General features: G+C 42.3%; 20 protein-coding genes and 2 tRNA genes. 8 read left to right on the top strand and 14 right to left on the bottom strand.

The annotated features are described in order from the left end of the window. Position 1 precedes the first annotated feature (1 nt). The 5 genes from ACNORC_RS10845 to ACNORC_RS10825 all read right to left on the bottom strand — a co-directional run bounded on the left by ACNORC_RS10845 (position 2) and on the right by ACNORC_RS10825 (position 4,933). Entirely contained in the window at positions 2 to 766 is a 765-nt protein-coding gene (locus tag ACNORC_RS10845) for a LytR/AlgR family response regulator transcription factor (RefSeq protein WP_418335659.1), read from the bottom strand. Between the two features lie 212 nt (positions 767 to 978). Beyond that, the gene (locus tag ACNORC_RS10840) at positions 979 to 1,533 is read right to left on the bottom strand and encodes a hypothetical protein (protein WP_418335658.1); all 555 of its coding nucleotides are present in this window, start codon (positions 1,531 to 1,533) and stop codon (positions 979 to 981) included. 413 nt (positions 1,534 to 1,946) lie between these two features. Then, complete coding sequence (locus tag ACNORC_RS10835) at positions 1,947 to 2,612, bottom strand: DNA-binding response regulator (protein WP_418335657.1); 666 nt, start codon at positions 2,610 to 2,612, stop codon at positions 1,947 to 1,949. Positions 2,613 to 2,760: 148 nt separating this feature from the next. Next, a complete protein-coding gene (locus tag ACNORC_RS10830) occupies positions 2,761 to 3,249 on the bottom strand; it encodes a YqiA/YcfP family alpha/beta fold hydrolase (RefSeq protein WP_418335656.1) in 489 nt (162 codons plus the stop codon). A gap of 94 nt (positions 3,250 to 3,343) precedes the next feature. After that, entirely contained in the window at positions 3,344 to 4,933 is a 1,590-nt protein-coding gene (locus ACNORC_RS10825) for a hypothetical protein (protein ID WP_418335655.1), read from the bottom strand. Between the two features lie 269 nt (positions 4,934 to 5,202). Between ACNORC_RS10825 and ACNORC_RS10820 the strand changes: the two genes are divergently transcribed. Both ACNORC_RS10820 and ACNORC_RS10815 read left to right on the top strand, forming a co-directional pair. Continuing rightward, positions 5,203 to 7,443: an APC family permease gene (locus tag ACNORC_RS10820; RefSeq protein WP_418335654.1), complete on the top strand. Its 2,241-nt coding sequence runs from the start codon at positions 5,203 to 5,205 to the stop codon at positions 7,441 to 7,443. A gap of 116 nt (positions 7,444 to 7,559) precedes the next feature. Beyond that, positions 7,560 to 7,644 (top strand) — tRNA-Ser (locus tag ACNORC_RS10815). Positions 7,645 to 8,361: 717 nt separating this feature from the next. On the opposite strand, the gene ACNORC_RS10810 is transcribed toward ACNORC_RS10815, so the two are convergent. Then, positions 8,362 to 11,355 (bottom strand): sensor histidine kinase, encoded by a 2,994-nt coding sequence (locus ACNORC_RS10810; protein WP_418335653.1) that lies wholly within the window; start codon positions 11,353 to 11,355, stop codon positions 8,362 to 8,364. Next, positions 11,333 to 12,085, bottom strand: coding sequence for a LytR/AlgR family response regulator transcription factor (locus tag ACNORC_RS10805; protein WP_418335652.1), 753 nt, complete (start codon positions 12,083 to 12,085; stop codon positions 11,333 to 11,335). The genes ACNORC_RS10810 and ACNORC_RS10805 overlap by 23 nt, the downstream gene beginning before the upstream one ends. A gap of 275 nt (positions 12,086 to 12,360) precedes the next feature. On the opposite strand from ACNORC_RS10805, the gene ACNORC_RS10800 reads away from it, so the two are divergent. After that, positions 12,361 to 12,984 (top strand): porin family protein, encoded by a 624-nt coding sequence (locus ACNORC_RS10800; RefSeq protein WP_418335651.1) that lies wholly within the window; start codon positions 12,361 to 12,363, stop codon positions 12,982 to 12,984. A gap of 205 nt (positions 12,985 to 13,189) precedes the next feature. On the opposite strand, the gene ACNORC_RS10795 is transcribed toward ACNORC_RS10800, so the two are convergent. From ACNORC_RS10795 to ACNORC_RS10780, 4 genes are all read right to left on the bottom strand, one after another. Continuing rightward, on the bottom strand, positions 13,190 to 14,131 hold the full coding sequence (locus ACNORC_RS10795) for a cation diffusion facilitator family transporter (RefSeq protein WP_418335650.1): 942 nt from the start codon (positions 14,129 to 14,131) through the stop codon (positions 13,190 to 13,192). After that, positions 14,131 to 14,556: a transporter substrate-binding domain-containing protein gene (locus ACNORC_RS10790; RefSeq protein ID WP_386779659.1), complete on the bottom strand. Its 426-nt coding sequence runs from the start codon at positions 14,554 to 14,556 to the stop codon at positions 14,131 to 14,133. The genes ACNORC_RS10795 and ACNORC_RS10790 overlap by 1 nt, the downstream gene beginning before the upstream one ends. Positions 14,557 to 14,724: 168 nt before the next feature. Next, entirely contained in the window at positions 14,725 to 16,356 is a 1,632-nt protein-coding gene (locus tag ACNORC_RS10785; protein WP_418335648.1) for an alpha-amylase family protein, read from the bottom strand. A gap of 196 nt (positions 16,357 to 16,552) precedes the next feature. Continuing rightward, positions 16,553 to 16,972, bottom strand: a complete 420-nt coding sequence (locus ACNORC_RS10780; protein WP_418335647.1) for a CBS domain-containing protein — start codon at positions 16,970 to 16,972, stop codon at positions 16,553 to 16,555. A gap of 164 nt (positions 16,973 to 17,136) precedes the next feature. Between ACNORC_RS10780 and ACNORC_RS10775 the strand changes: the two genes are divergently transcribed. Further along, positions 17,137 to 18,168 carry a M28 family metallopeptidase gene (locus tag ACNORC_RS10775; protein ID WP_418335646.1) on the top strand — a complete coding sequence of 344 codons (1,032 nt, stop codon included), beginning with the start codon at positions 17,137 to 17,139 and terminating at the stop codon, positions 18,166 to 18,168. 534 nt (positions 18,169 to 18,702) lie between these two features. On the opposite strand, the gene ACNORC_RS10770 is transcribed toward ACNORC_RS10775, so the two are convergent. From ACNORC_RS10770 to ACNORC_RS10760, 3 genes are all read right to left on the bottom strand, one after another. After that, positions 18,703 to 18,778 (bottom strand) — tRNA-His (locus ACNORC_RS10770). Between the two features lie 63 nt (positions 18,779 to 18,841). After that, positions 18,842 to 19,558, bottom strand: a complete 717-nt coding sequence (gene bshB1 / locus ACNORC_RS10765; protein WP_418335645.1) for a bacillithiol biosynthesis deacetylase BshB1 — start codon at positions 19,556 to 19,558, stop codon at positions 18,842 to 18,844. A gap of 18 nt (positions 19,559 to 19,576) precedes the next feature. Continuing rightward, positions 19,577 to 20,749 (bottom strand): trans-sulfuration enzyme family protein, encoded by a 1,173-nt coding sequence (locus tag ACNORC_RS10760; RefSeq protein ID WP_418335644.1) that lies wholly within the window; start codon positions 20,747 to 20,749, stop codon positions 19,577 to 19,579. A 132-nt stretch (positions 20,750 to 20,881) separates the two neighbouring features. Here ACNORC_RS10760 and hutI point away from each other — a divergent pair, with 132 nt between their 5' ends. Genes hutI through ACNORC_RS10740 form a run of 4 tightly spaced genes read left to right on the top strand, consistent with a single transcriptional unit; the run spans position 20,882 to position 23,909 of the window. Beyond that, the gene (gene hutI, locus ACNORC_RS10755; RefSeq protein WP_418335643.1) at positions 20,882 to 22,120 is read left to right on the top strand and encodes an imidazolonepropionase; all 1,239 of its coding nucleotides are present in this window, start codon (positions 20,882 to 20,884) and stop codon (positions 22,118 to 22,120) included. Beyond that, positions 22,117 to 23,112, top strand: coding sequence for a formimidoylglutamase (locus tag ACNORC_RS10750; protein WP_418335642.1), 996 nt, complete (start codon positions 22,117 to 22,119; stop codon positions 23,110 to 23,112). Before hutI ends, ACNORC_RS10750 begins: the two co-directional genes overlap by 4 nt. Next, positions 23,105 to 23,470, top strand: a complete 366-nt coding sequence (locus tag ACNORC_RS10745; RefSeq protein WP_418335641.1) for a DUF1622 domain-containing protein — start codon at positions 23,105 to 23,107, stop codon at positions 23,468 to 23,470. Before ACNORC_RS10750 ends, ACNORC_RS10745 begins: the two co-directional genes overlap by 8 nt. After that, entirely contained in the window at positions 23,451 to 23,909 is a 459-nt protein-coding gene (locus ACNORC_RS10740; RefSeq protein WP_418335640.1) for a GNAT family N-acetyltransferase, read from the top strand. The genes ACNORC_RS10745 and ACNORC_RS10740 overlap by 20 nt, the downstream gene beginning before the upstream one ends.

The raw sequence follows: 23,909 nt of genomic DNA, 5'->3' as shown, positions 1-23,909 counted from the left end.
TTTAGATACCTATTTTTTCCAGAAATTCTTTCTTGTTCGATTTGCTGATGTGCAGCAGTTTGTCATCACTCATTTTGGCATCGATCTCCGAAAATTCGGAATGCACGATCTCTTTTACATGGTCCAGGTTCACTATAGCTGAACGGTGAATCCTGAAAAACCTGTCTTCATCAAGAATTTCCATCAGGTTATTCAACGATTCCCGCAGCACATGTTTTTTGGAAGCTGTATAGATCTCTGCATAATACCCTGATGCCAGGATGTAAAGGATCTCAGCAGGAGCTATTAGCGCGGTCTTATTTCCCTGCTTTACGGGAATCTTGGACAGTGGAGTCTTCTTTCTGGCTTCTTCGGAATAGATACGAAACAATTCCTTTATCCGTTTTTCAAAAATACCGTCAGCTTCACTCCGTGGGGTCTTCAAAACTTTATTGATGGTCTTAAAAAAACGTTGGTCCTTAAAAGGCTTCAGCAGAAAATCAAATGCATCTACATCAAAGGCCCTGCTCGCATAATTGTCATATGCCGTAACAAAGATCACAATGGGCTTGGGAGATATTTCCACTTTTTGCAGTACCTCAAAACCATTCATATCTTTCATATTGATATCAAGAAAGATAAGATCGGGATTGTGGTCATTGATCTGTTTAATGGCCGTCTTGCCATTGGAGCATTCCCCCAGCACTTCGATCTCGGGCACCTCTTCCAGGAGGTTGAGAACCCTTTTTCGGGCGAGTTCCTCATCGTCGATCACTAATGCTTTCATAGATAAAATGTTAATCCACTACAATTTAAACTATTTTGAGCCTTTTTTCTTCAGAAAAAATCAACTTTCAGAAAAGATATAAAAAAAGCCATTTTTGAGATCCCACTAGTATTCTTATTTAAAAGAGCTGCATTAATCATAATCAGTAGAACACGCAAAACCACCAGGATCGTTCCCGGTGGTTTGGCCAGTTCTCATCTTTTGTTGTAAGATCAATTACTAACCACTATACTTCCTTCCGCAGCGGTCATGTCGATCTTCACATTCTTACGCTGATCACCTTTCTCAAGCTTGATACGGTAAAGATCTTTATTTACAATACCATCACGGGCAGTAGACACATGGACGTTTTTTACCATAGTCCATCCTTCGTGATCTTTTAATAATTGATCTCTCAATTCCTCGGGAAGCAGGATATCTTTAAATCGCTCAGAGGTTCTAACAAGATTTCCTTCTTTGTCAAAATCTGCTTTTAGATTCCCTTTTTTACTCCTGAGGGTCACCAGGTAGGAATCATATTCCTCTCCTTTTACCGAGCTAATAAAATTTCCAATATCAAAATAGGTTTCCATAAAAGCAATGGGATCTTTTTCAAATTGTCCCTGATAAGTTTCATTTACTTTAAAGGAATAACTGTCTCCGTCACGAACCACCTCAGATGAAAGGGGGGCAAAACCTACTTTAGCTTCCTTAAGTTCTTCGATCTCCTGGGCCTGGCTTACACCTGCCCAAAACAACAATACGACATACATAACAAGAGTTTTCATAGCACAAAATTTTAGAGTTTATATTTATTTACAACACACACATAAAACGTTTTACATGATAAAAGTAGAGCCGATTTCTCCGTTTTCCGGGTGAAAAGATGTGAGTATGATGCTTTTAGTAATTAAAACCCTCAACTATGAATTAAACTCCTGCTATAGATGTAGTGGATGAATTTTGAAGCTTCACTGCAAATCATGGATAACTCACAGCAAAATATGGTCTTTTTACAGCATCAATAATTGATTATAGCGCTGAAAAAGGTAAATTTTAAAATCCTTTTGAGTAAGAATACCGGAAATGGAAAGTTATTTTCCGGCTAAATAAATCAAACCGCTCCAGCCTTATTGTTGTCCTTCTCCGGTACCCTACATTCCGAAAAGTTCCAACTTTCGCCGAAGCGGTCTTTGATTTATTAAATCAGTTTGAGATCTTTTACGATCCCAATTAGGTGTGGGGTTGTATTGGCCCCAAATTCCTCCCGCAGTTCTTTCAGCCGTTTTTCAATCGCGCTTTTACTGCTGGGGGAAATATTCTTCTTTTTAAAATTATCTTCAATTTGTTTTTGTGTCAGTCCGTTAGCAACCCCGCTAAGCAACTGCACCTCAAAATTATTAAGCATCAACAGGTTTTTCTGCTGTAAAGTGTTCTGAATACGAGGCGAATTATAAGTGCCTCCTTCGGCAACACTTAAAATGGCAGATTTCAGATCTTTCATTCCGTTGCGATCCTTACACACATAGGCATCAATATTCCCCGAGTTCCACATTGATCGCACGGTCTGCGGATGGTCCTCTACACTATTGACCAAAACTTTAAGACTGGGATCCTCATTTTTGAGAATGGATATCAATTCCTGCCCGGAAGTGATCTTTTCCTCACGATGATCATTTTTGAAAGAAAGGTCACATATAAGAAGATCAAATGGTGCTCCTTCCTGAATTGCTTTTTTAGCAAGCAATTGAGCCTGATCACAATATTGCGCATGTTGTACTTCGGGTATGTTCAAATCTTTCAACACACTGGCCACCGCATGATTCACGCTGTCCATATCTTCCGCTACCAATACCTTTTTAAACATTTTTAGATCCTCTTTGGAACAATCCTGACGGATTTTATTCCTGTTTTACTTTATTGTACTTCAAAGATAAAACTTACGCAGGTAGAAAAAATGTGGTTTTCCTCATTTTGAAGAAATATTTTAAAAATAATTTGAACGGCAGAATTCTTTAAAGCTTTGAAAAGAAGGATGTTACCTCCTCCTCAAAAAAAGGCACCGGTATATTGTGCCCAAGTTCAGGAACCAGGTGAAGATGCAAATCTGTCACCGGATTAAAGTGAGAAAGTAAAAAATTAAGCGTGTCTTTCGGTTCAACCACGTCATCAATCTGTCCTATCACAATATGTTTCAACTTGTTAAACTTCTCCCCGAAATCCGGAATATGTTGTTTTACCGATCGTTTTGCGACTGCAGGATTGAAAAGTAAGGCGGGACGATCAATGATATTAGCCACGTGGTATCCCGCAAATCCTCCCATGCTGCTGCCCATAACCACATCTATCTCCAAATTGGGATAGTAATTCAAAATGGTTTGAATAGCATTTTCATCTGTGTAATAATCCAGGTCTGGTGCGTAAACCTTTCCGAATTTTTCCAGAACGAGTCTTTTTTCTGGACTTAGTTTGCTGTCAAGGCCGTGAAGGTAAAGTATGTTCATTTTAATTGATTTTGTTTTCTGAAGTAGTAAAATTAAAAATAGAACCGGTCAAAAGCTGTCACCTTTTCTCACTTCCGGAAAAAAGCTTCAGAAACTAGGGCCGGTCACGAAAAAGAGCCAGGTGCTGGATAACCGCCCTATTATCCAAACCTCCTGCCAGGGCGCCTGTGGTAACTCCAACGGTACTGATGAAGACAGCCAGCCGTATTTTTTCGGTCAGTCCGATAGTTCCTGTTTCGAGAGTGGGCCAGGTTTGCATGAGATCTGCTGGAAAAACGTAGAATTCAAGGATCAGCATTAAAAATCCAACCAATAGAAATAATCCTACACAAGCCAAAAATATACTGCAGTAAATAACACTGTTCGCAACCGCGAGGTGTTCAGTAAGGATCCTTTTTTCCTTTCTCGGCAAAAAAAGGGATTGAATACTCACCAGGTAAAAACTGGCCAGCAGTACACTTATAACTGCGAAAAGAATGGCTGTGAAATTGGTCATTCCAAGTCCCACATCCCATATCTCGGCAGTGAAAATGAGAATGAACGCAGGTGCCACGGCTGCCGTGGCAAGTCCCGGTAAAGAAAGAGGTAAAAACAAAGCCCGGTTTCGGAAGAGCGGAACGAATAGCTGTTTCGGATGGCGCAGGGTCATAAGCAGGTGAAAAATGAAACTTTCCAGCCAGGTTCCTTCCCGCAGTTCTCTGTCAGGTAAAGACGGTGCTTTTTTACGCAACCGCTCCTTTTCCGGAGAGGAATATTCTGGCATTGCTTTTAGATCAGCATCAAAATTTTTTATTCCCATAATGCCTTTTTTGGCTCCCGATTTTTCAGGAAGTCCAAATATCTGGCCTGTAAGATTCAGAAACAATGCACTGCTGTTGAACCGTACTTTTGGATCGGTCAGCTCCAAATTGGCCTGTCGTCTTCCGGTGGTAGTAAGTTTTCGTGTCGAGATCACAAGAGTTCGGCTAACAGAGGAACTGAGCCCCGGCACCAAAATGTGCTTTCGGGACATTAGCCCGACGTCGGTAATTACCGTCACAAGATCGTAAGGCCCTTCCGCCATACGCTGACTCGCACTATCCAGGAAATCAGATGGTCGCATGGTCACATCGCTTTCCAGCCTCACTTCATCAGTAATATCAAAATTCCACGGGATGTTGGTGGACGCCTCCAGGTGCGGACAAACGTCCTGCTGCAACTGCTGCACAAATGCTTTCAATGCCTCCCGGTTTTCAGGTTTACTGTACGCGATGAGAATCCCCACATCGATCTCGGGTTTAGGTGCCGGACCTTGCGCTTCCTGTAATGCTGAAAAAAATCTTTTTCCGGAAGTTACCGCCCTGATGATCTTTGTGGAATTTACTACCCGAACTGAATTTAAGAGGGATACTGCCCGGAATAATCTGAAAACCCGTAATGCCGGTACTAAAAGAGCTATGATCGTGATCCAATTATCTTTCAAAAATTCCATTTTTCGGGGGGCAACGACCAATTTAACCACGAATTCCAGTATGAAAAGCACCCATACGATATAAATGAGGTTTTCTTCAAAACTGCTAAGGCCGGATACCAGTTCTTTGATGAAAAGGTAAAGCCACAGCAGTGCTAATAGGAACATAGGAACCTCGAGGTGTTCTTCGAGGGAATAAAATATTCGGTAGGTTCTTCTTTTCTTGTTGGTCATTAAAATAAGGTGTCAAAAAAGCGTTTTTTTGATGTCTTTGCTCCGGAATGAACTAAATGTAAGAAGCTTCTAACACTAGTCCTGTCAAAAACCTCTTAAAATCCTGCATTTTATGAGGTTTTTGGTACTTTTGGAGATATTTCTGAGTAATCAAAGTAGACAAACCGAAATACTTACTCTCAAAGCTTCTCCCTGTGACCTATAATTACTATCTTTTTTTGCTCTAAGAACAACCTGCATGATCACTATTTGCCTGCCTTAAATTGCCAATGAAAAACTTTTTCAGAAAAAGCGGAAAAGAGACCGGCCAAGTAATTCCATCTGTAAAGACGGGACTGGGAACTTTTGGAGGTGTCTTCACCCCTTCCATTCTCACCATTCTGGGTGTTATTATGTACCTGCGATTTGGTTGGGTCGTTGGGAATGTAGGACTGATGGGCACGTTGATCATTGTTACCCTTGCCACCTCCATTACTTTTCTAACCGCTTTATCTGTAGCGGCTATCGCCACAGATCAGGAAGTTAGGGCCGGCGGAGCTTACTACATGATCAGCCGTTCCCTGGGTATAGAAGCCGGGGGAGCAATTGGGATTCCGTTATTCATCGCACTCGCACTTTCGGTAGCCCTTTACACCGTCGGTTTTGCTGAAAGTGTGGTGAGTGTTTTTCCCTCCCTGGATTTTAAAATTGTAGGACTTCTTACCACAACGGGAGTCGCCATTCTGGCCATGATCTCGGCCAAAGTTGCTATAAGGGCGCAGTATTTCATCATGTTTGGAATTGCTCTCTCCCTGGCCTCCCTGGCCCTTGGGAGCCCCATTGAAGAGACCAGTATCGAAATGTGGGGCGCTGCTGAAAGGCATTCGGAAAGTTTTTGGGTAGTATTTGCTGTTTTCTTTCCGGCAGTTACCGGAATTATGGCCGGCGTGAATATGTCCGGAGACCTGAAAAACCCTTCCCGTTCTATTCCCCGCGGAACTTTCGCTGCCATTGGTGTAGGTTATATCATTTATATGGCACTTCCAATTATCCTGGCTAACCGGGCCAACGCTCTTACATTGATCGAAGATCCTATGATCATGAGAAAAATGGCCTATTGGGGAGATGCTATTTTGATCGGAATTTGGGGAGCTACCCTATCCAGTGCTGTGGGCAGCATTTTAGGAGCACCACGGGTCCTGCAGGCATTAGCTAGGGACAGAGTATTGCCACGCTGGCTGAGCTGGCTGGGAAAAGGAGCCGCTAAAGACGATTCCCCTCGCTTGGGAACGATCTTTACGCTGGTAATTGCGCTCCTGGCCGTCTACCTGGGGAATCTGAACATCATTGCCCCTGTGCTTACCATGTTCTTTTTGACCACCTACGGAGTTTTAAATGCTTCCGCAGGAATAGAACGTTTACTTAACAGCCCTTCTTTTAGACCTTCCTTTAAAGTACACTGGGCATTTTCGCTGCTGGGGACAGCCGGTTGTGTGGTAGTGATGTTCCTTATCAATGCCATGGCTACCGGACTTGCTTTTGTTTTTATCATCCTCATTTTTCTTTGGCTGCAAAGCCGGGAGATGAAAACCGCCTGGGGAGATGTGCGCCGCGGAATCTGGATGGCACTCATAAGAGCCGGACTGCTCAACCTCAACCAGGAAAAGGAATCCAAGACCTGGCGCCCTAATCCGTTAGTACTTTCAGGAGCTCCTACCAAACGTTGGCATCTCATAGACTTTGCCTCTGCTATTACTCTGAACCGGGGAATACTTACAGTGGCCACTGTGCTTACCAGTGAACACATTACAAGTGAGAGGGAGAAAAAAATGGAACAGAACATCCAGGATTTCCTTGCCCGCAGAAGCACCCGTGGGTTCGCACGTGTCATTACCGCAACCGATACTTTTAAAGGGGCAGCAGATTTTGTTAAAGCCTACGGCCTCGGTTCTCTTGTTCCAAATACTATTATTTTGGGAGATAGTGAAAATGAGGCGATCAGATCAAAGTATTGTACGATGATCAGCCGCTTTTACGAATTGAATCGAAACGTGATCATCATTCGGGAGAATGAAGAAAAAGGCTTCGGAAACAGACAAAAGATCGATCTTTGGTGGGGTGGATTAAAGGGCAACGGCGGACTCCTTATGATCCTGGCTTATTTACTGCGGAGCAGTATTTCCTGGTACCACGCCCGGGTCACTCTGAAGATCCTGGTCCATGACGAGAAAGCAGCCACCGATGCCCGAAAAAACCTTTCTGCGGTCATCAAGAAACTCCGCACCGGTGCCCGTCTTGAAGTTATTGTTTCTGAAGGCCGAAGTTTTGATGAGGTTCTACATACCTCCTCTGCCAACGCCGATCTGATCTTTATGGGACTGGCCAAGCCCGATGAAAATTTCGAGGAATATTATCAAAATATGCAGGTCCGGCTGAAAGGAATGCCCACCACTGTAATGGTGCTGGCCGCTGAAGAGATCTCGTTTGGGGAGGTGCTGCTGCAACAGGATGTTTTCCGGAAAGATTCTTAGGAAACAGGCATTCAGGAGGATAGGATTTGGGGTGAAATCAACTGACGAAAAAATCTTCAAAAACTTTTATTTCTTCTTCTAAATTCAAAAAAGCTTTATATATTTGCATCCGCTAAGGAGAAATGGCAGAGTGGTCGAATGCGGCAGTCTTGAAAACTGTTGAGGGTCACACCTCCGGGGGTTCGAATCCCTCTTTCTCCGCAAAGGAAAACCCGCAACGAAAGTTGCGGGTTTTTTGCTTTTTTGAAGTTCCTGGAGCTTGCTCCAAAGGGACGAAGAAAAAGCAAAAAACCGGCACGGCCGTAGGCTGTGTGGGTTTTCCTTTACCGGATCCCCCCTTCGGGATCAACGGAGTTAATTCTTATTAGATTCTTCACTACACTAAAGCTCCGTTCAGAATGACAGGGAAAGACGAAGAAAAAGCAAAAAAACCGGCACGGCCGTAGGCTGTGCGGGTTTTCCTTTACCGGATCCCCCCTTCGGGATCAACAAAGTTAATCCTTATTAGATTCTTCTTTACACTAAAACTCCGTTAAGAATGACAAGAAAAGACGAAGAAAAAGCAAAAAACACGGCACGGCCGTAGGCTGTGTGGGTTCCTGTGCAACATCATTTTTCAAAATCAACGAAGTTAATCCCTATTAGATTCTTCCCTTCACTAAAGCTTTGTTCAGAATGACAGGGAAAACAGATGAAAATAAAAAAACCACTAGCTAACTGGTGTTAGTAGTGGTTTTGCTTTTAACATTAAAGTGATAACAGTTCGAGCTGTTCCGAAAAATATTATCCCCTACAAATAATACGTTCCGGGAACTTCTATTGAGAAACTGTTACTTTCCCCAATTTGTTCCAAATGTAAAGGCTTAATTATTGTGAAGAATTCCCATTTAGTAAACGTATGGATTTTATTAGTGACCGTTATACAGCTAAGGTTATGATCACAGAGGTTCCCTTATTCTTGGCGGAAATTATTTGAATTGCCTCTTCCACATTATACCCCAATAAGGCTAACCTCTCTTTTACAAGGATAACTCCTTTAGATTTGTGCAGATTATTCTTTGGCCTTTCTGAATAACCAACACCATTGTCTTCGATCCTGCACTGTAAAACATCTTCTGCCACCAGTTTAAAAGCGACTTTTAAAGTGGGTTCGCTGATTTCGGGAGGAAAAGCGTGAACAAAGACATTCTCCACAAAGGTCTGAATGATCATCGTGGGAATTTCAATATCATACTGATCAATGGAATCATCTATTTCGAAATTCACGTTAATCGCATTATTAAATCGCGTGTTTTCAATTCGGATGTACGATTGTAAATACTCGATCTCCTCCACCAGTAAAATAGTAGGTTTGGTACAGTGGTCAAGATTCAGCCTGATCAGTCGCGCAAAGTCATCTAAAAAGCTGGTAGCATTATCTATATCACTGTCCATGATATAGTGTTGAATGGAGTTCATGGCGTTAAAAATGAAATGCGGATTCATTTGTGCCAGTAATGCTTCCATCTTGGTCTCTTCAAAGCGTTTTTGGATGAGACCTTTTTGTTCTTCAAAGTTCCTCGTTTGTGTGATCTGGAATCTGTAAAAACTGTAGCTTGCCATAACGAGTAAGCTTACCGCCAATAGAATAAACCACCAGGTTTTCCAAAAAGGAGGAAGAATAGACAACTTCAAAAGAGATGAGGTATGACTTAATCCGGTGCTTTTATCCAGCACTTTTACATCCACATCATAATTATCTGCCGGTAAAAAGGGTAAGAATATTTCGGGTTTGGGAGAAGCCGGGCTCCACTCATCATTGCCGTTCAGCCGGTATTGATAAGATAACTTATGCGGAAAGGGATGCGCGTTAGTACTGAACCTTAGCAGCACGGTATTTTCATTGTATGGCAATTCTATTTTTTCTTTCTTGCCAACTGCTTCTAAAGGGAGTTTGTTATTGTTGACAAAAATTCCTTTCAGGTTTATATGATCCACCAAAGGCTTTGCAGCGCCCACCTCATCCAGGTCTATAGTATAATACCCGTTATTACTTCCAATGAGCAAAATATTTCGTTCAACCCGGGCAGCAAGTAAAGGCTGTTGTAAGCCTTGTTCCTCATTTAAAAATATCGCCCTGTTATCTTTAACGACAGTCAACCCCTTTTCAGTCCCAATAATTAAAGAGCCCTTGTATTCCTTTAAAAAGCTAATAGAGTTCCCCTGAATATTCGCCCGTGGAATTTTCTTCAGGACCTCGAAGGAACCTTCGTCATTTAGGATGAATACATCCCCAAATTCACTGGAAATGGCCAGGTTATTTCCTAAGGTCGTAATGTGTCTTAATTTCTTTTCTTTCCAGGTCCCGGTCTCGAGATACGACTTGAATCTATTATTTTCCCAAACGTAAAGGCCGGAAAACACCGATAAAAAATAGGTTTTGTCGTCCTTTCTCACACTGTTGACCACCATAGTAGGCGTCTGGGGATCTTCCTGTACAAAATGAGTGTATTTAAAGTTTTCGAGATCGTTATATAGCCTCACGCCCCCATAAGGATGGGTTTCTATTAGATCCCCGGTTGCCGTGAAATTTATTTCTTCTGAATGCAAGGGCAGATAGCGCTCCAATTCCCCCGATTCTTTTATCGCAAACAAACCAATATTGGAATTTACCCAGTATACATTTTGAGATACTTTAATATCGTAAAATCTGATGTCTTTTGCCTTTGTAGCATACTCCAGTTCATAAAAGGAATCCTCATGTTTTGGCAGTGGTAATTTTGTAGACCTGAGAAAATTCACTTCCCATTGCTTTAGTTGGGCCTGCGTAATTTCTTTTTCCCGGTCACCTTTTCTAATGATAATTGCATCCTCAAGTAATACTGCGGAAGTACGCTCAGCTTCCGCAAATCCGATAACATTGGTATCCGGAATCCTTTGGAACTTTATCCTGGAGTTTAAATTGATCTCAAATAAGCCGGCATCTTTGGTGCCCACATAAAGTTTTTCAAACTTTTGATCGTAGGCTAAGGCAATTACTTCATTGCTTGGAACATTAAAGTCTGAAGCCCTGGAGATCAGTTGATCATTTGCTATTTCAAAAATTCCCCCGGTACTCTCATATATTCCCCAGGCTGCCGCAAAGATTTTCCGGTCCCTGGTCTTTACATAATCCCAAATAATGGTATTCCCAAAACGTTCTGATGAAAGAGAATCTTCCTTACTTACATACTCGCTCAGCTTAGTCTTTGTGACATAACCTTTGCTGCTGCTGTAAATACTGTCATTATCAATAAACACTGAATAGATGAATTTCTTGTGGGACACCTTGACCAGCCTGGTTCTGTCATTTTGCCGGGCGATCTTATAAACGCCGGACTTGCCGTAGTTATAGGCAACAACATAAATGTTCTTTCCATATTGAAAGAAGCCTTGTACTCTAAAAAGTCCGTCAACAGGAGGGACATCCATACTTTCTACCCGAAGTGTATTTATATCGATTATTGAAACTCCGTTGCTGGTCCCCACATACATCCTATTTCCATGAGAAAACAGTTTGGTAATTTCATTATGAACCAATCCGTCCTCTTCGGAAATTACCTGAAATCTATATCCGTCATATATGCTGACACCTTCGCCATAACTTCCGAACCACAAATTTTTGTTTTCATCTTCGGCAATGGCCCAGCAACTGTTCAGTGCCAATCCATCCTCTTCAAAAAAGTATTTGAATACATCATTTTCCTTTCTCACCACGCCATTTTCAGTTCCAATCCATAAGATATTATTGCTATCAACCAGTAGTGACCTAACAGAATTGTTGGGTAACTCATTGGCTGCAGTATAATTTCTTCCGGGGAAATTTTGTGAGAACCCAATTGAGGTCCACAAGAAAAAGAAAAGAAAAAGTCTAATGGTTTTGGAGAATGGCATTAATGAAATCTTCTTCTTTTCGAAAAGAAACAGGAAGTTTCTCTCCATTGGTTAGTTCAACTTCCTTATTCACCTTATTGTATCGAACTACGTAGTTCAAATTGATCACGTAGCTCTTATGTATTCTTTTGAAGGAAGCCAACGGCAGGATCTCTTCGACGTGTTTAAGTGTCTTCGTTACCAGTACAGTAAGATCGTCTATTTTCTTTATGCAACAATAATTGTTTTCAGCTTTGCAATACAAGACCTGGTTTGAATGAATAAGTTCGAAACCTTCAACCGTGGGGAAGGCGATCTTACTTACATTTTGATCATTTACATTCAGATTTTCCAGTAATAAGGCCAATTTCTTTTGAGCAAAACTCTGTTTATTACGGTTCTCAAACCTCTTAATAGCATCAGCCAGATCCAGTTTATTGATAGGTTTCAATAAATAATCCAGGGCGCTGCGCTTTATTGCCTTTATGGCGAATTGGTTATAGGCTGTGGTAAAAATAACTTCAAAGTTGATCACCTCGAAATACCGGAACAATTCGAATCCATTCTTTTCGGGCATCTGTATGTCTAAAAAGACAAGTTCAGGTTCGTACTTTTTAATTGCCAGCACGCCTGAGTCTACCGAATTGCATTTTTCTACAATATTGAATTTGTTGGGGAAATACTTCTCCAGGGTTTTTTCGAGTAAACTCTGGGCATTTATTTCATCGTCTATGATTAACGCTTTTATCATGAAATAAAACTACAATTAAATGCTGAAATTTATATTCTCTTTTTTTGACATAAATAGAAAACATAGAAGAGCTTCTACCCCGAACGCAAAAACAGGGAGGTCAGGTCCCAAAGTTCCCGTAGGATTGAGAGAGCATTGAAAAGTTCAGATAAAGGTAAAATGACTGTAGTTCTACTTTTATAAAAGTTCTTTGCATTTTCTTTTTCTTAAGAAAAAGTTAATCTCTACTTTTGAAGGCTTCCCTACAGCAACTAATAATTCAAAACTTTCAAATTATGGAAAGAGTTTTCGTTGCTATTCTTACCACTCTATTTTGTACCATCCTAAATGTAAAAGGCCAGGAAAATGAAACTAACTGGGGAATAAAAGCAGGAGCCAATCATTCTTCTTTGTGGGATAGGGTTGAAATAAATGGTCGACCGGGAATTGACTATCAGTTCAATACCGGATTTTATTTAGGAGGCCTGGCTAATTTTTCTCTCTCTGAAAAATGGGAGCTCCAGCCCGAAGTTTTACTTTCTCAGCGAAATATTGGAATTGAAATAGATGGATTCATTGACCCTGAAGCAGACTCCAATCTTTACACGGCTACCCGCACTGAAACGTTAATTGATCTTCCGGTCATGCTGCGGTTTAAGATGTCAAGATTATTTATAGAAACAGGTCCTCAATTTGGTTTCCTGATCAACCAAAAGGAAGAGGTGAAAGAGAATCCTTATGGCGACCAGGAAGTGTCTCTGGATAATTATGATACTTTTGACGCCGGACTGGCAGCCGGAATTGGTTATAGTTTTTTTAGTAAAATTACTTTGAACTTTAGATACTTTCAGGGTTTGATCAAAAGGGATGAATCAGTAAATTCTCTTGCCTTCAATCTGGGGATGGAATACCTTTTCTGAAGAAGTTTAAGGTCTGGGTTCTTCAGCATTAATTCAGTCTATTTCCCGGTCCCTTTCTTTTCTTGTTAAAAACCGGTTAAAAACGGGAGGTGCGGCAGAAGTTGTAAGAAAAATTCCTACTTTCATGCAAAGCATACGCCTTTAATCAGGCACTTGAAAGTGAGAAATGTTTCCCCTATTTTACATTTCTCACTTTTTTTTACCATTACGGCAGCTCACTTACCGGGTCTATCGTAAAATCATAGATCTTCCAATGTATCTTTTTCACTGTTTCGTAGCCTGCCTCAATGTCCTTTAATTTTATGTCTCCCTTGGGAACTACTGCGATCTGGCCAAAGTAAACCTGTCCTGATTCTCTGAACCTTACTTTTGCATCCTGCACCCAGGGCCAGGAGCGCACATTTCTGGCGATCTCTCCAATAAGTTCATCTTCACTGTCATTTTTGACATTTTTGGGATACCGGTCCATAAGATCTAAGGCCGCTGTTTTCACCCTGGTAATTCCGTCTTTTAGAACAGAGAAGGAGATGAATAAGGCCGCTACTGAATCTGCCCACCAAAGGCCAATTCCTACCAAACCAATTCCCAGTATGGCTGCAAAGGCTGTCATATAATCGGCTTTTTGAGCACTGGCATCAGTATACAGCACCTTGTTGTGTAATTCTTCAGAGAGAGGCAATTTTTTGAAGCCCAGGATCATTGCGGGTATAGAACTGTAGAGTAGGGCTATCATCATTACCCATCCCATCCAGACCTGCTGTCCAAAGATTACTTTTGAGCCTATAGTAGGATGTTCCGCTTTGATGAGTGACATGGAGGAATCATAGACAAGAAACAGCCCCATTCCTAATAACGCCACGGCTCCCGCCAGGAAGGAAATGGAGAATACCCGGTGATAGCCGTAGGGAAATTCCTGGTTCGCAGATTTATCGTTGATCTTAGTGGAAATTAGAAAAGCTACCGAAGGAACCAGGCTGAGCAGGTCTTCCAACCACGCAGATTTCATCGCCTGTGAAGATCCCAGGGTGAGGTACATTATAACGATTACTGACAAGAGGTAGAAAAATGTGATCCATTCAAGTTTTTTTGCCTGATGCAACTTCTGTTGTAGATGCTGGGGCAGCGAAAAATGTTTGATACTTTCCATTACTTTTTATTTTGAAAAATGTAATCTTCCAGGTGTTCGAGCAGAAGGTTCTCACCCTTCGGAATAAGGAAGACATGTTTTTTATCGTAGGCTGTGGTAAGTCCGGCTTTTTTCTTCCAGATGGTCTTTTTTGTGAACCCGCCGGTGACAACATGGATCTCAAATTTTTCCAGTTTCTCTATAAGTTCGCTTTCGTTGCCTTTGATAAACTCGATCTGCAGGTTTTCATGTCTGGCGAAATCCCGAAGTTTTTCAATTTCAGAACCGCTTACTGTTCCATCGGCCGTACTTGCAAAAGGAGGATTGTCTACTACCCCGACCAGAAGTTTGTCCTCTTGTGCCTCTAAATATGAATGCTCCGGATCTTGTGGCACCTTACAGGCCATAAAGATCAGGAGGACCAAAAAAAATAGTTTTGTTCTCATAACAGTAAATTACCAAAAAAGCAGCAGCTGAGACTTCTATTCCCAGTTAAATAATTTTAAAAAAATGCAAAAATTACGGAAAGAATAGCTATTAATGCTATAATAATTCAGTCAATTAACGTTAATTGCTATAATTATCCATTTCGAAAGGAGAGAGAAAATAAATTTTTACATCATAAACTTACGTTTTCGGAACCAACGATATCCATAAGGCGACAATTTGATCTCCTGAGAGGCAGGGTCAAAGTCATTATATTTTTTATCTCCGAAGATCTCAGTGAAATTTTCGGGTTCATCCAATTCCAGCTTCACAGTTTGTTCCTGGTCTGAAAAATTATGTATGGCTATTCCTATTCCTTTGTTAGAAGTTCTGTAACCTGCAAGGACCTTTGAATTATTCGTCTCCAGAACCTGAAAATCTCCCCACCCGTATTCCGGTGATTCTTTGCGCAAATTGATGGCCCGTATCATCCAGTTCAAAAATGAGTTGGGGTCGCGATGTTGATCATTGACATTATGTGCTTTATATCCGTATGGCCCCTCAACGATTATCTTTTTAACCAGTTTATCTTTTGGTGCTTTGGAAAAGCCTCCGTTGCTACCGGCAGACCATTGCATTAAAGTGCGTACACTTTTTCGCCCCTCCTGAGACAGGTCCTCCCCCATTCCTATTTCCTGCCCGTATCTTAGCACCGGAGAACCCGGCAAGGTCAATAAAAGGCTGTACGCAAGTTCCAGTCGGGCCCGGTCATTGTTTAGCATAGAGGCCAACCTGCGCCGAATTCCGCGCCCGTAGATCCTCATATCCTCATCTGGTGCAAAAGCTTCATAGACTTCCTGTCTCTCTTCATCTGTAAGCCGTTCCAGGTCGAGTTCGTCATGGTTCCGCAGAAAATTTGCCAGTTGTTCATTTTCGGAAAACTTCGGAAGAGTCTTTAAAGCATCTATAATTGGTGTTGCACTTTTTCGGGCGAGTGCCAGAAAAATATAGTTGTTCACATAAAAATTAAAGAGCATGTGCATTTGGTCTCCATTTCCGAAGAATTCTTCATAACGCTCAGGTTCCACATCTACTTCAGCCAATAAAATAGCATCCTTCTTTTGGCCTTCCACAAAAGCCCGTAGTCTTCGCAGCACATCGTGCGGATCGCCTTCAAAGCTTTCGTTACCTTTCTCCCGGATCATATGCGGAGCCGCATCCATGCGGAAACCCGAAATCCCCATTTTTAACCAAAAATGCATGATCCGCATGATCTCTTCCTGAACTGCAGGATTGGAAATATTAAGGTCAGGCTGAAATTCATAGAAAGTGTGGTAATAATAAGCCCCGGCAACATCATCATATTTCCAGGTGGAACCGCCCTGGGCTTTTCCGAAGATTGCGTATTCCCCGTCACTCTCAGGTTTCTCGTCACACCAAATGTAGTAGTCTCGATATTTAGAATCTTTATTTTTCCTGGCCTCCTTGAACCAGTGATGTTCATTTGAAGTATGATTGACCACCAGGTCCAGGAGAACCCGTATTCCAGCCTCCTCGGCTGCGTCCATGAGCTCTGCAAAATGACCGAGATCCCCCAGCCGGGGATCTATCTGGTAATAATCCATGATATCATAGCCGTTGTCCCGGTTAGGGGTTTTATAAAAAGGCAATAGCCAGATACAGTTAATTCCAAGACTTGCCAGGTAATTCAATCGGTGACGCAGACCTTTAAGATCACCGATCCCATCGCCATTCGAATCCATAAAACTTTCTACGTCCAGTGAGTAGATCACCGCATTTTTATACCAGAGTTTATCCATAGCTTCCTTATAAAACCTTCCAAAAAGGTCATTTTTGGAGGGCGTGTTTTGTTGAAGTTATTGATTTTCAGTATTAAAAAAAAGATAAAGTTTGTAAAGGGATTATAAAGCCGCAGCAGGAAATAAAAATAACCTACAGAAACTCAGGCATAAAAGAAAAGCTAAAAGTGAAAGCAGGAAAACAAATTCCGGATAGTTATTCCCGTTCCAGGAAGAAGCGAATAACGTCTGTAGTAGTCACTATTCCCACCAGACAATCGTCATCGACCACAGGTAAGGCATGAAATTCGTGCTTCAGGAAAAGTTCGGCGACCTCTGCAACGCTTGTGGAAGAGTTGACACTTACCACTTTTTTTGTCATCACCTGTTCAATAGTGAACATGTCATAAACAGTGGTCTCAATATCCCCACCGTCCACATCTACAGCATCAGCAAAAGAAATACGCAGCAGATCATTATAGCTGACGATCCCTACAATATGATCCTTATCAACTACAGGAAGGTGCCTGATGTGGTTCTTCTTGAAAAGTGACTCTGCAGTTGACAACTCATCGGTTAGTTTCAACCGCACGATATTTTTAGTCATGATCTCGGATACAGGAACATCTTTTTTCATATCTCGGCGTATTTAATAAGCTGATACCTAAAAATACGACATTTTGAAGTACATATCACGTTTCCCTAAAAAATTTAAGTGCCAATTTTCCGGTTTTCTTACCTCATTTTTCACAGATTTATGGAAATCTTCTATCTTGCCTCATCCTAAACTAAATTTGATCTATGAAAAAAATTGTGATGTTAACTTTGGCTGTAAGCCTGGTCGCCTGTAAAGCCCAGCAGCCAAAAAATATTGAAGATGCAAACGTGATGGAGTATGCCAACACCATTACTCCTTCAGAATTAAAGACCCATCTCTACACCTTTGCAAGTGATGAGTTCCAGGGCCGTGAGACCGGTGAGCCGGGACAGAAACTTGCTGCCGAATATTTGAAAAAAGAATATAAAGCTCTTGATATACCTACTCCTCTTGGAGAAGATGATTATTTCCAGGAAGTGCCATCGAGCGCTTTTTCCCGCGGAAATGTAAAAGATACTGAAAATGTTGTTGCTTTTATTAAAGGAAGCAGCCTGCCCGAAGAGGTGCTTGTGATCTCTTCTCATTACGATCACGTTGGTATGGACGATGAGGGAAATATTTACAATGGTGCCGATGATGACGGTTCGGGGACCGTTTCTATTTTGGAGATAGCCGAAGCTTTTAAAAAGGCTATTGAAGATGGATATCACCCAAAACGTACCATTCTTTTCCTGAACGTCACAGGTGAAGAGAAAGGTTTAATCGGTTCAAAATGGTATACAGATCATCCTATCTTCCCTCTTGCACAGACCGTGGCAAACCTCAATATTGATATGATTGGGAGAATTGGGGAAGGAAAAGAAGACGCAGGAGATTACGTATACCTTATAGGAAGTGATAAATTAAGCACAGAACTACATGAGCTTAGCGAGGAAGTGAATAACAAATACACAAACCTTGAGCTGGATTATACTTACAATGATGAGAATGATCCAAACCGCTTTTACTACAGAAGTGACCATTACAACTTCGCTAAAAATGACATTCCTATCATCTTTTATTTTAACGGGGTACACGAAGATTATCACAGACCGACTGATACACCAGACAAGATCAATTACGAATTATTGGCAAAAAGGGCAAAACTGGTCTTCCTTACAGCCTGGGAAATCGCAAACCGCGAAAGCCGCCCATTTGTAGATAAGCCCACTTCAGACCAGGCCAGCACAAGATAAAAAGTGTTTGTTCTCAAAAATTATAAAGGCCTCCTGATCTAATTTCAGGAGGCTTTTTTTTCTGGTTCCCTTCGATCCTGAATTCTCGGGACTCACGACAGGCTTCTGCAGAATAAGCACCAAAAAATGACATTTTAGAAGGACCTTTCGAACTAGCTTCGGAAGGTCTTTTTTTAGACTCCATTTAAATTAATCAGATGCAAGACCTTAAAACAAAAACAGCTCCTCATTTCTGAGAAGCTTTTTGGGTGGAAGACCGGGCCTGCTTGCCGTAGGCAGGTTCGCTTCAATCCCCAATTCTGGGGACTCATGACAGACTTCTCACCCTATTTATCTGTGAAGAAGAAACTTCAGAAACAAAAAAAGCTCCTCATTTCTGAGAAGCTTTTTGGGTGGAAGACCGGGCCTGCCTGCCGCAGGCAGTTTCGCTTCAATCCCGAATTCTGGGGACTAATGACAGACTTCTCACCCTATTTATCCGTGAAGAAGAAATTTCAGAAACAAAAAAAGCTCCTCATTTCTGAGAAGCTTTTTGGGTGGAAGACCGGGTTCGAACCGGCGACCTCTGGAACCACAATCCAGCGCTCTAACCAGCTGAGCTACAACCACCATTTTAATCGGATGCAAATGTAGTATAATTCCTTTCTTCTACAAAAGAAAAAAAAGTAATTTTTTACTTGAGATCGAACAGCGAATCCACCGCCACATGACGGTTCACAGTGTATCCTTCGGCATAATCAACCCCTATCAATCTACCTAAGTCTTTGGCTCTGTAGGTAATACTATCCAGAAAATTACTGCTCGAAATAGGAGTTTCCGGTTCTTTATTATTTTCGTCATAAAACTGCGATCTGTATGCTTTAACAGATGCCAGTTTTTGATCCATAAATCCGGTCACATCCACCACTACATCGGGAGTAAGATTCTTCCATTGGATATAATGGAAAACATGCTTTGGGCGCCAAGCAGCCTGTACATTTCCCTTACTGATGGTTTCTATCTTTCGCAAACCACTTAAAAAACAGGAATCGGCTACCAATTGTGCTCCTTTTCCGTGGTCGATATGACGATCTTCAATGGCGTTACATAAAACGATCTCCGGTCGAAATTTCCTAATGACCTTAATGATCTCTAATTGGTGGGCAACATTGTTGACGAAAAAACCGTCACTAAATTCCAAATTCTTGCGAACAGCTACTCCCAGAATTTTTGCAGCTTCCTGCGCTTCCTGATCCCGGATCTCTGCCGTACCACGGGTACCGAGCTCTCCCCGGGTAAGGTCCAGGATCCCTACTTTTTTACCTCTTGAAATTTCTTTTGCCAAGGTTGCGGAACAACTGAGTTCCACATCATCCGGATGGGCCCCAATGGCCAATATGTCTAATTTCATCTAACTATTTTTCTTTCTTTAGATCCTGATATCCAGCATATCCTTTTTCGTTTCCTCCAAAGCCTGCTGCAGGTCTGCAATTATATCTTCAGCTTCTTCTATTCCAACAGAAAAGCGCATTAAGCCATCTTTTATTCCCTGCTCTTCACGTTCCTCCGCAGTCAGCAGCGCGTGAGAGGTTTTAGTTGGCGACAGAATAGTAGATTCCACTCCGGCGAGACTCATAGATGGTTTAATAAGCTTCAGCTCCTTCATAAAGGTCGAAGAGTCCATATCTTTTAATTCGAAGGAGAGCATTCCGCCAAAGCCTTTCATTTGTTTTTTTGCCAGCTCATGGTCCGGATGCGAAGGCAGTCCGGGGTAATATACTTTTGACACGCTCTCCTGGGACTCAAGGAATTCTGCCACTTTTTGAGCGTTCTCATTCTGGGCCTTTACCCGTATCCCCATAGTTTTGATACTGCGCTCCAGTAACCACACCGTGTAATCGCTCAGGCTGCCACCAAAGTTCTTGGCCATTTGAAAAATCTGGTTGATATGTTCATTAGAACCGATCACCGCCCCGGCAAGAATATCACTGTGCCCGCCCATGTATTTGGTAGCTGAATGTATCACTATGTCAATACCAAGATCGATCGGGTTTTGATTGACCGGCGAAGCAAAGGTGTTATCTATCATACTCACCAGTTGCTTTTTCTTTGCAAGCCCGGCTATTCCTTCTACATCAGTTATTGTAAGTAATGGATTTGAAGGCGTTTCTATATAAATAACCTTCGTATTTTCCCGAATTTCCCTTTCAAAACTTTCCAAAGAATTATCTTCCGTAAAGCTGTATTCTATTCCAAACTTTCCGAATTCCTCCACGATCAGATTACTGGTGCCGCCATACAAAGTCTTTTGAAAAACCACATGATCGCCTTTCTGTACAAAAGCCATTAAGGATGTGCTCACGGCAGCCATTCCGCTACCAAAGATCAAAGCGTCTTCGCCGTGTTCCAGCATTGCCAATTTTTTGGCCAGGGCTTTTTGGTTCGGGGTATTAAAATACCGCGGATAGCGCTTTACCTCCACATCTTCAAAAGCATAGGAAGTAGCCATGTACAGGGGCGAAACTGCTCCTTTATATTCTTTATCTTCCAGTTCTCCGGCGTGCGTGCAAAGGGTGTTGATTCCCTGTTCTTTTTTTATCATCGAGGTGGTGAAATTAAGGGTTTTGAAAATCTTCACTAAGGTAAAAAGAAATAATGAAAAGCAGCGGACGCAGCTATACAAGCTTTTGGCCGGAAGATGCCCTTTTTCATGGCACTTTTTTATCTTTACGTCATGAACCTACTATTCAAGAATATAAAGCAGCTGCTGCAGGTACGGGACCAGGAAACCCGCCTGGTGAGTGGCAGCGAAATGAAAGATCTGCCGGTAATAGAAAATGCATGGCTTCTTGTAAAAGATGGCAAGATTGCCGACTTCGGAAAAATGGAAAATCTTCCTGCTTTTGAAGACACTACTGAAGTAGATGCTTCCGGAAAATTCCTCATGCCCGGTTGGGTTGATTCGCACACTCACCTGGTCTATGCGGGAAACAGGGAACAGGAATTCATAGACCGCATCAATGGACTTACCTATGAGGAGATCGCCAATAAAGGAGGAGGTATTCTAAATTCGGCTAAGAAACTTCAGGAAACTTCTGAAGAGGAGCTTTACCGGCAAACCGCCCAGCGGTTGGAGGAAGTGATCAATATGGGAACCACGGCCATTGAGATCAAATCTGGTTACGGACTCACTACTGAAGCTGAATTGAAAATGCTGAGGGTGATCAAAAAATTAAAGGAAAACTATGATCTTCCCATAAAAGCAACCTTTCTGGGTGCTCATGCCATTCCGAAGGAATTCAAGGATAATAAAGAGGCTTATCTAAACCTGCTTACAGAGGAAATGATGCCAAAGATAGCAGAAGAAAAGCTGGCAGAGTACGTTGATATCTTTTGCGAAAAAGGCTATTTCACGGTTGAAGATACCCACCGGATCCTTTCCGCAGGAAAAGAACATGGATTAATTCCGAAGATACACGTGAACCAGTTCAACTCCATTGGCGGCATTCAAGCCGGGGTGGAACACGAAGCCCTTTCCGTAGACCACCTGGAGGTGATGACCCCAGAAGACATTGAGAGTCTCAAAGGCTCCAAAACTATGCCGGTGGCCCTTCCCTCCTGCTCCCTTTTCCTTAGCATTCCGTATACTCCGGCGCGGGAGCTTATTGATGCCGGATTACCTCTGGCCCTTGCTACCGACTACAACCCGGGGAGCACTCCCAGCGGGAATATGAACCTGGTGGTTTCCCTGGCCTGTATCAAGATGAAAATGAATCCGGAAGAAGCCATCAACGCAGCGACCATCAATGCTGCTTATGCTATGGGCATTAGTGACACCCACGGCAGCATCACGAAAGGAAAAGCGGCCAATCTTATTCTCACTTCTGAAATTCCCTCCTACGGATTTTTACCCTACTCCTTCGGAGCGAACCATATTGACAAAGTATTCATTAACGGAAAAGAGGTCTCATGATATCACTAAAGCTGTACACCAGGGAATGGGGAAATCGCTATATCTCCACCCGACCCGGAGAAACCAAACTGGGCGAAAACATTCAATATGTTTCCGATCTATCTGAGCTTTCCCAAAGCAGTGCAAAATTTGTCATTTTTGGGATCCCTGAAGATATAGGTGTACGGGCCAATTACGGAAAAGCGGGAACAGCGAATGCATGGAGAAGCTTTTTGTACGCTTTCCTGAATGTACAGCAAAATCATTATCTCAATCCGGAGGAACTTATTCTGCTGGGAGAAATAAATACTTCGGAAGCCCTTGCCAAAGCCTCCAATATTGAAACCTCAGATCCAAATTACCATGAAAAGCTGGGAGATCTCACGGCAATGATAGACAAGGTGGTAAGAGATACGGTGCGGGAGATCGTGGCTGCCGGAAAAATTCCGCTCATCATTGGGGGCGGTCATAACAACGCCTACGGAAATCTTTCCGGCGCTTCGGAAGCCCTTCAGCAACCCGTGAATGCTCTTAACATTGATGCACATACCGACCTTAGAAAGACCGATTATAGGCACAGTGGCAACGGTTTCAGCTATGCCCTCAAAAATGGCTTTTTAGGAAGGTATTATGTTTATGGTCTCCATCAAAACTACACTCCGGAATACATTTTTGATAACCTTAAAACTTCCGAAGAGCTGGCGTTCAGACTACTCGAAGATCTGCCATTGAATGACAGGACCGGACTTTTTTCAGAAGCCATTCACTTTGTGAACCGGGAGCCATTTGGTTTGGAACTGGACTGTGATGCCATTGCAAATTTCCCAAGTAGTGCTGTTTCTCCTTCCGGATTCACGCTGGAAGAAGCCAGGGAGTTGTTGCGCAAAGCTGCCGGTGAAAAGAATTGTTTGTATCTTCATATCTGTGAGGCCATAGAGGCGCCGGGTTTCCCAACAGGTAAAGCACTCAGTTATTTGATCACCGATTTTATAAAACACAAGAAGTATGATTGACGGTTACTCCCAGATCATTGAACAGATCGCAAAAGGTATTGAATTGGCCGGTATTGCCACAATAGTAATTGGAGCTTTTATAGCCCTGGGCAGGTATCTTTTCGCCAAACATCCCGAAGGCCGCGATTTCTCGACTCTGCGCCACGACCTGGGAAAGGCTATTCTTCTGGGTCTGGAGTTCCTGGTTGCAGGGGATATTATTGCCACCGTTACTGTAGATCCAACTATGGATCAGGTAATGATACTCGGACTGATCGTGCTGATACGAACATTTTTGAGTTTCTCTCTGGAAGTTGAACTTGAGGGACAATGGCCGTGGCAAAAGAAGAGAAAAAAGTATGAGAATAAGTCTTTTTAAGCCCCAATACGCCGAAGATTTCAAGGAACTAAACCTGGAATGGCTTCGGCATTTTTTTGTAGTAGAGCCTCACGACGAAGAGGTATTGGGAAATCCGGAAAAGTATATTATTGAACCCGGTGGAAATATATTCTTTGTAGAGGACGAGGGGAAGATCGTCGCTACAGTTGCCCTTATGAAAATGGAAGACGGAGTTTTCGAACTTACCAAAATGGCAGTTTCCCCTGAAGTTCGGGGAAAGAAGATTGGGCAAAAGCTAATGGCTCATACTTTGGAATATGCGCGCAGCCAAAACTGGTATAAACTCATCATTTATTCTAACCGCCGACTTGAAAATGCCATTTACATCTATAAAAAATTTGGCTTTAAAGAAATCCCCCTGGAAAAAGATCTACCATACGACCGGGCCGATATAAAAATGGAACTTCAATTATCTTAA

The organism is Salinimicrobium soli (assembly GCF_048323655.1).
Taxonomy (GTDB): domain Bacteria; phylum Bacteroidota; class Bacteroidia; order Flavobacteriales; family Flavobacteriaceae; genus Salinimicrobium; species Salinimicrobium soli.
Note: the sequence above shows the minus strand (reverse complement) of the source record. Positions and strands in the feature narration are given on the sequence as shown.

Bases quoted from the DNA above. Each gene is read 5' to 3' on its own strand.
- ACNORC_RS10845 (WP_418335659.1), bottom strand. From the start codon at position 766: ATGAAAGCATTAGTGATCGACGATGAGGAACTCGCCCGAAAAAGGGTT.
- ACNORC_RS10840 (WP_418335658.1), bottom strand. From the start codon at position 1,533: ATGAAAACTCTTGTTATGTATGTCGTATTGTTGTTTTGGGCAGGTGTA.
- ACNORC_RS10835 (WP_418335657.1), bottom strand. From the start codon at position 2,612: ATGTTTAAAAAGGTATTGGTAGCGGAAGATATGGACAGCGTGAATCAT.
- ACNORC_RS10830 (WP_418335656.1), bottom strand. From the start codon at position 3,249: ATGAACATACTTTACCTTCACGGCCTTGACAGCAAACTAAGTCCAGAA.
- ACNORC_RS10825 (WP_418335655.1), bottom strand. From the start codon at position 4,933: ATGACCAACAAGAAAAGAAGAACCTACCGAATATTTTATTCCCTCGAA.
- ACNORC_RS10820 (WP_418335654.1), top strand. From the start codon at position 5,203: ATGAAAAACTTTTTCAGAAAAAGCGGAAAAGAGACCGGCCAAGTAATT.
- ACNORC_RS10810 (WP_418335653.1), bottom strand. From the start codon at position 11,355: ATGCCATTCTCCAAAACCATTAGACTTTTTCTTTTCTTTTTCTTGTGG.
- ACNORC_RS10805 (WP_418335652.1), bottom strand. From the start codon at position 12,085: ATGATAAAAGCGTTAATCATAGACGATGAAATAAATGCCCAGAGTTTA.
- ACNORC_RS10800 (WP_418335651.1), top strand. From the start codon at position 12,361: ATGGAAAGAGTTTTCGTTGCTATTCTTACCACTCTATTTTGTACCATC.
- ACNORC_RS10795 (WP_418335650.1), bottom strand. From the start codon at position 14,131: ATGGAAAGTATCAAACATTTTTCGCTGCCCCAGCATCTACAACAGAAG.
- ACNORC_RS10790 (WP_386779659.1), bottom strand. From the start codon at position 14,556: ATGAGAACAAAACTATTTTTTTTGGTCCTCCTGATCTTTATGGCCTGT.
- ACNORC_RS10785 (WP_418335648.1), bottom strand. From the start codon at position 16,356: ATGGATAAACTCTGGTATAAAAATGCGGTGATCTACTCACTGGACGTA.
- ACNORC_RS10780 (WP_418335647.1), bottom strand. From the start codon at position 16,972: ATGAAAAAAGATGTTCCTGTATCCGAGATCATGACTAAAAATATCGTG.
- ACNORC_RS10775 (WP_418335646.1), top strand. From the start codon at position 17,137: ATGAAAAAAATTGTGATGTTAACTTTGGCTGTAAGCCTGGTCGCCTGT.
- bshB1 (WP_418335645.1), bottom strand. From the start codon at position 19,558: ATGAAATTAGACATATTGGCCATTGGGGCCCATCCGGATGATGTGGAA.
- ACNORC_RS10760 (WP_418335644.1), bottom strand. From the start codon at position 20,749: ATGATAAAAAAAGAACAGGGAATCAACACCCTTTGCACGCACGCCGGA.
- hutI (WP_418335643.1), top strand. From the start codon at position 20,882: ATGAACCTACTATTCAAGAATATAAAGCAGCTGCTGCAGGTACGGGAC.
- ACNORC_RS10750 (WP_418335642.1), top strand. From the start codon at position 22,117: ATGATATCACTAAAGCTGTACACCAGGGAATGGGGAAATCGCTATATC.
- ACNORC_RS10745 (WP_418335641.1), top strand. From the start codon at position 23,105: ATGATTGACGGTTACTCCCAGATCATTGAACAGATCGCAAAAGGTATT.
- ACNORC_RS10740 (WP_418335640.1), top strand. From the start codon at position 23,451: ATGAGAATAAGTCTTTTTAAGCCCCAATACGCCGAAGATTTCAAGGAA.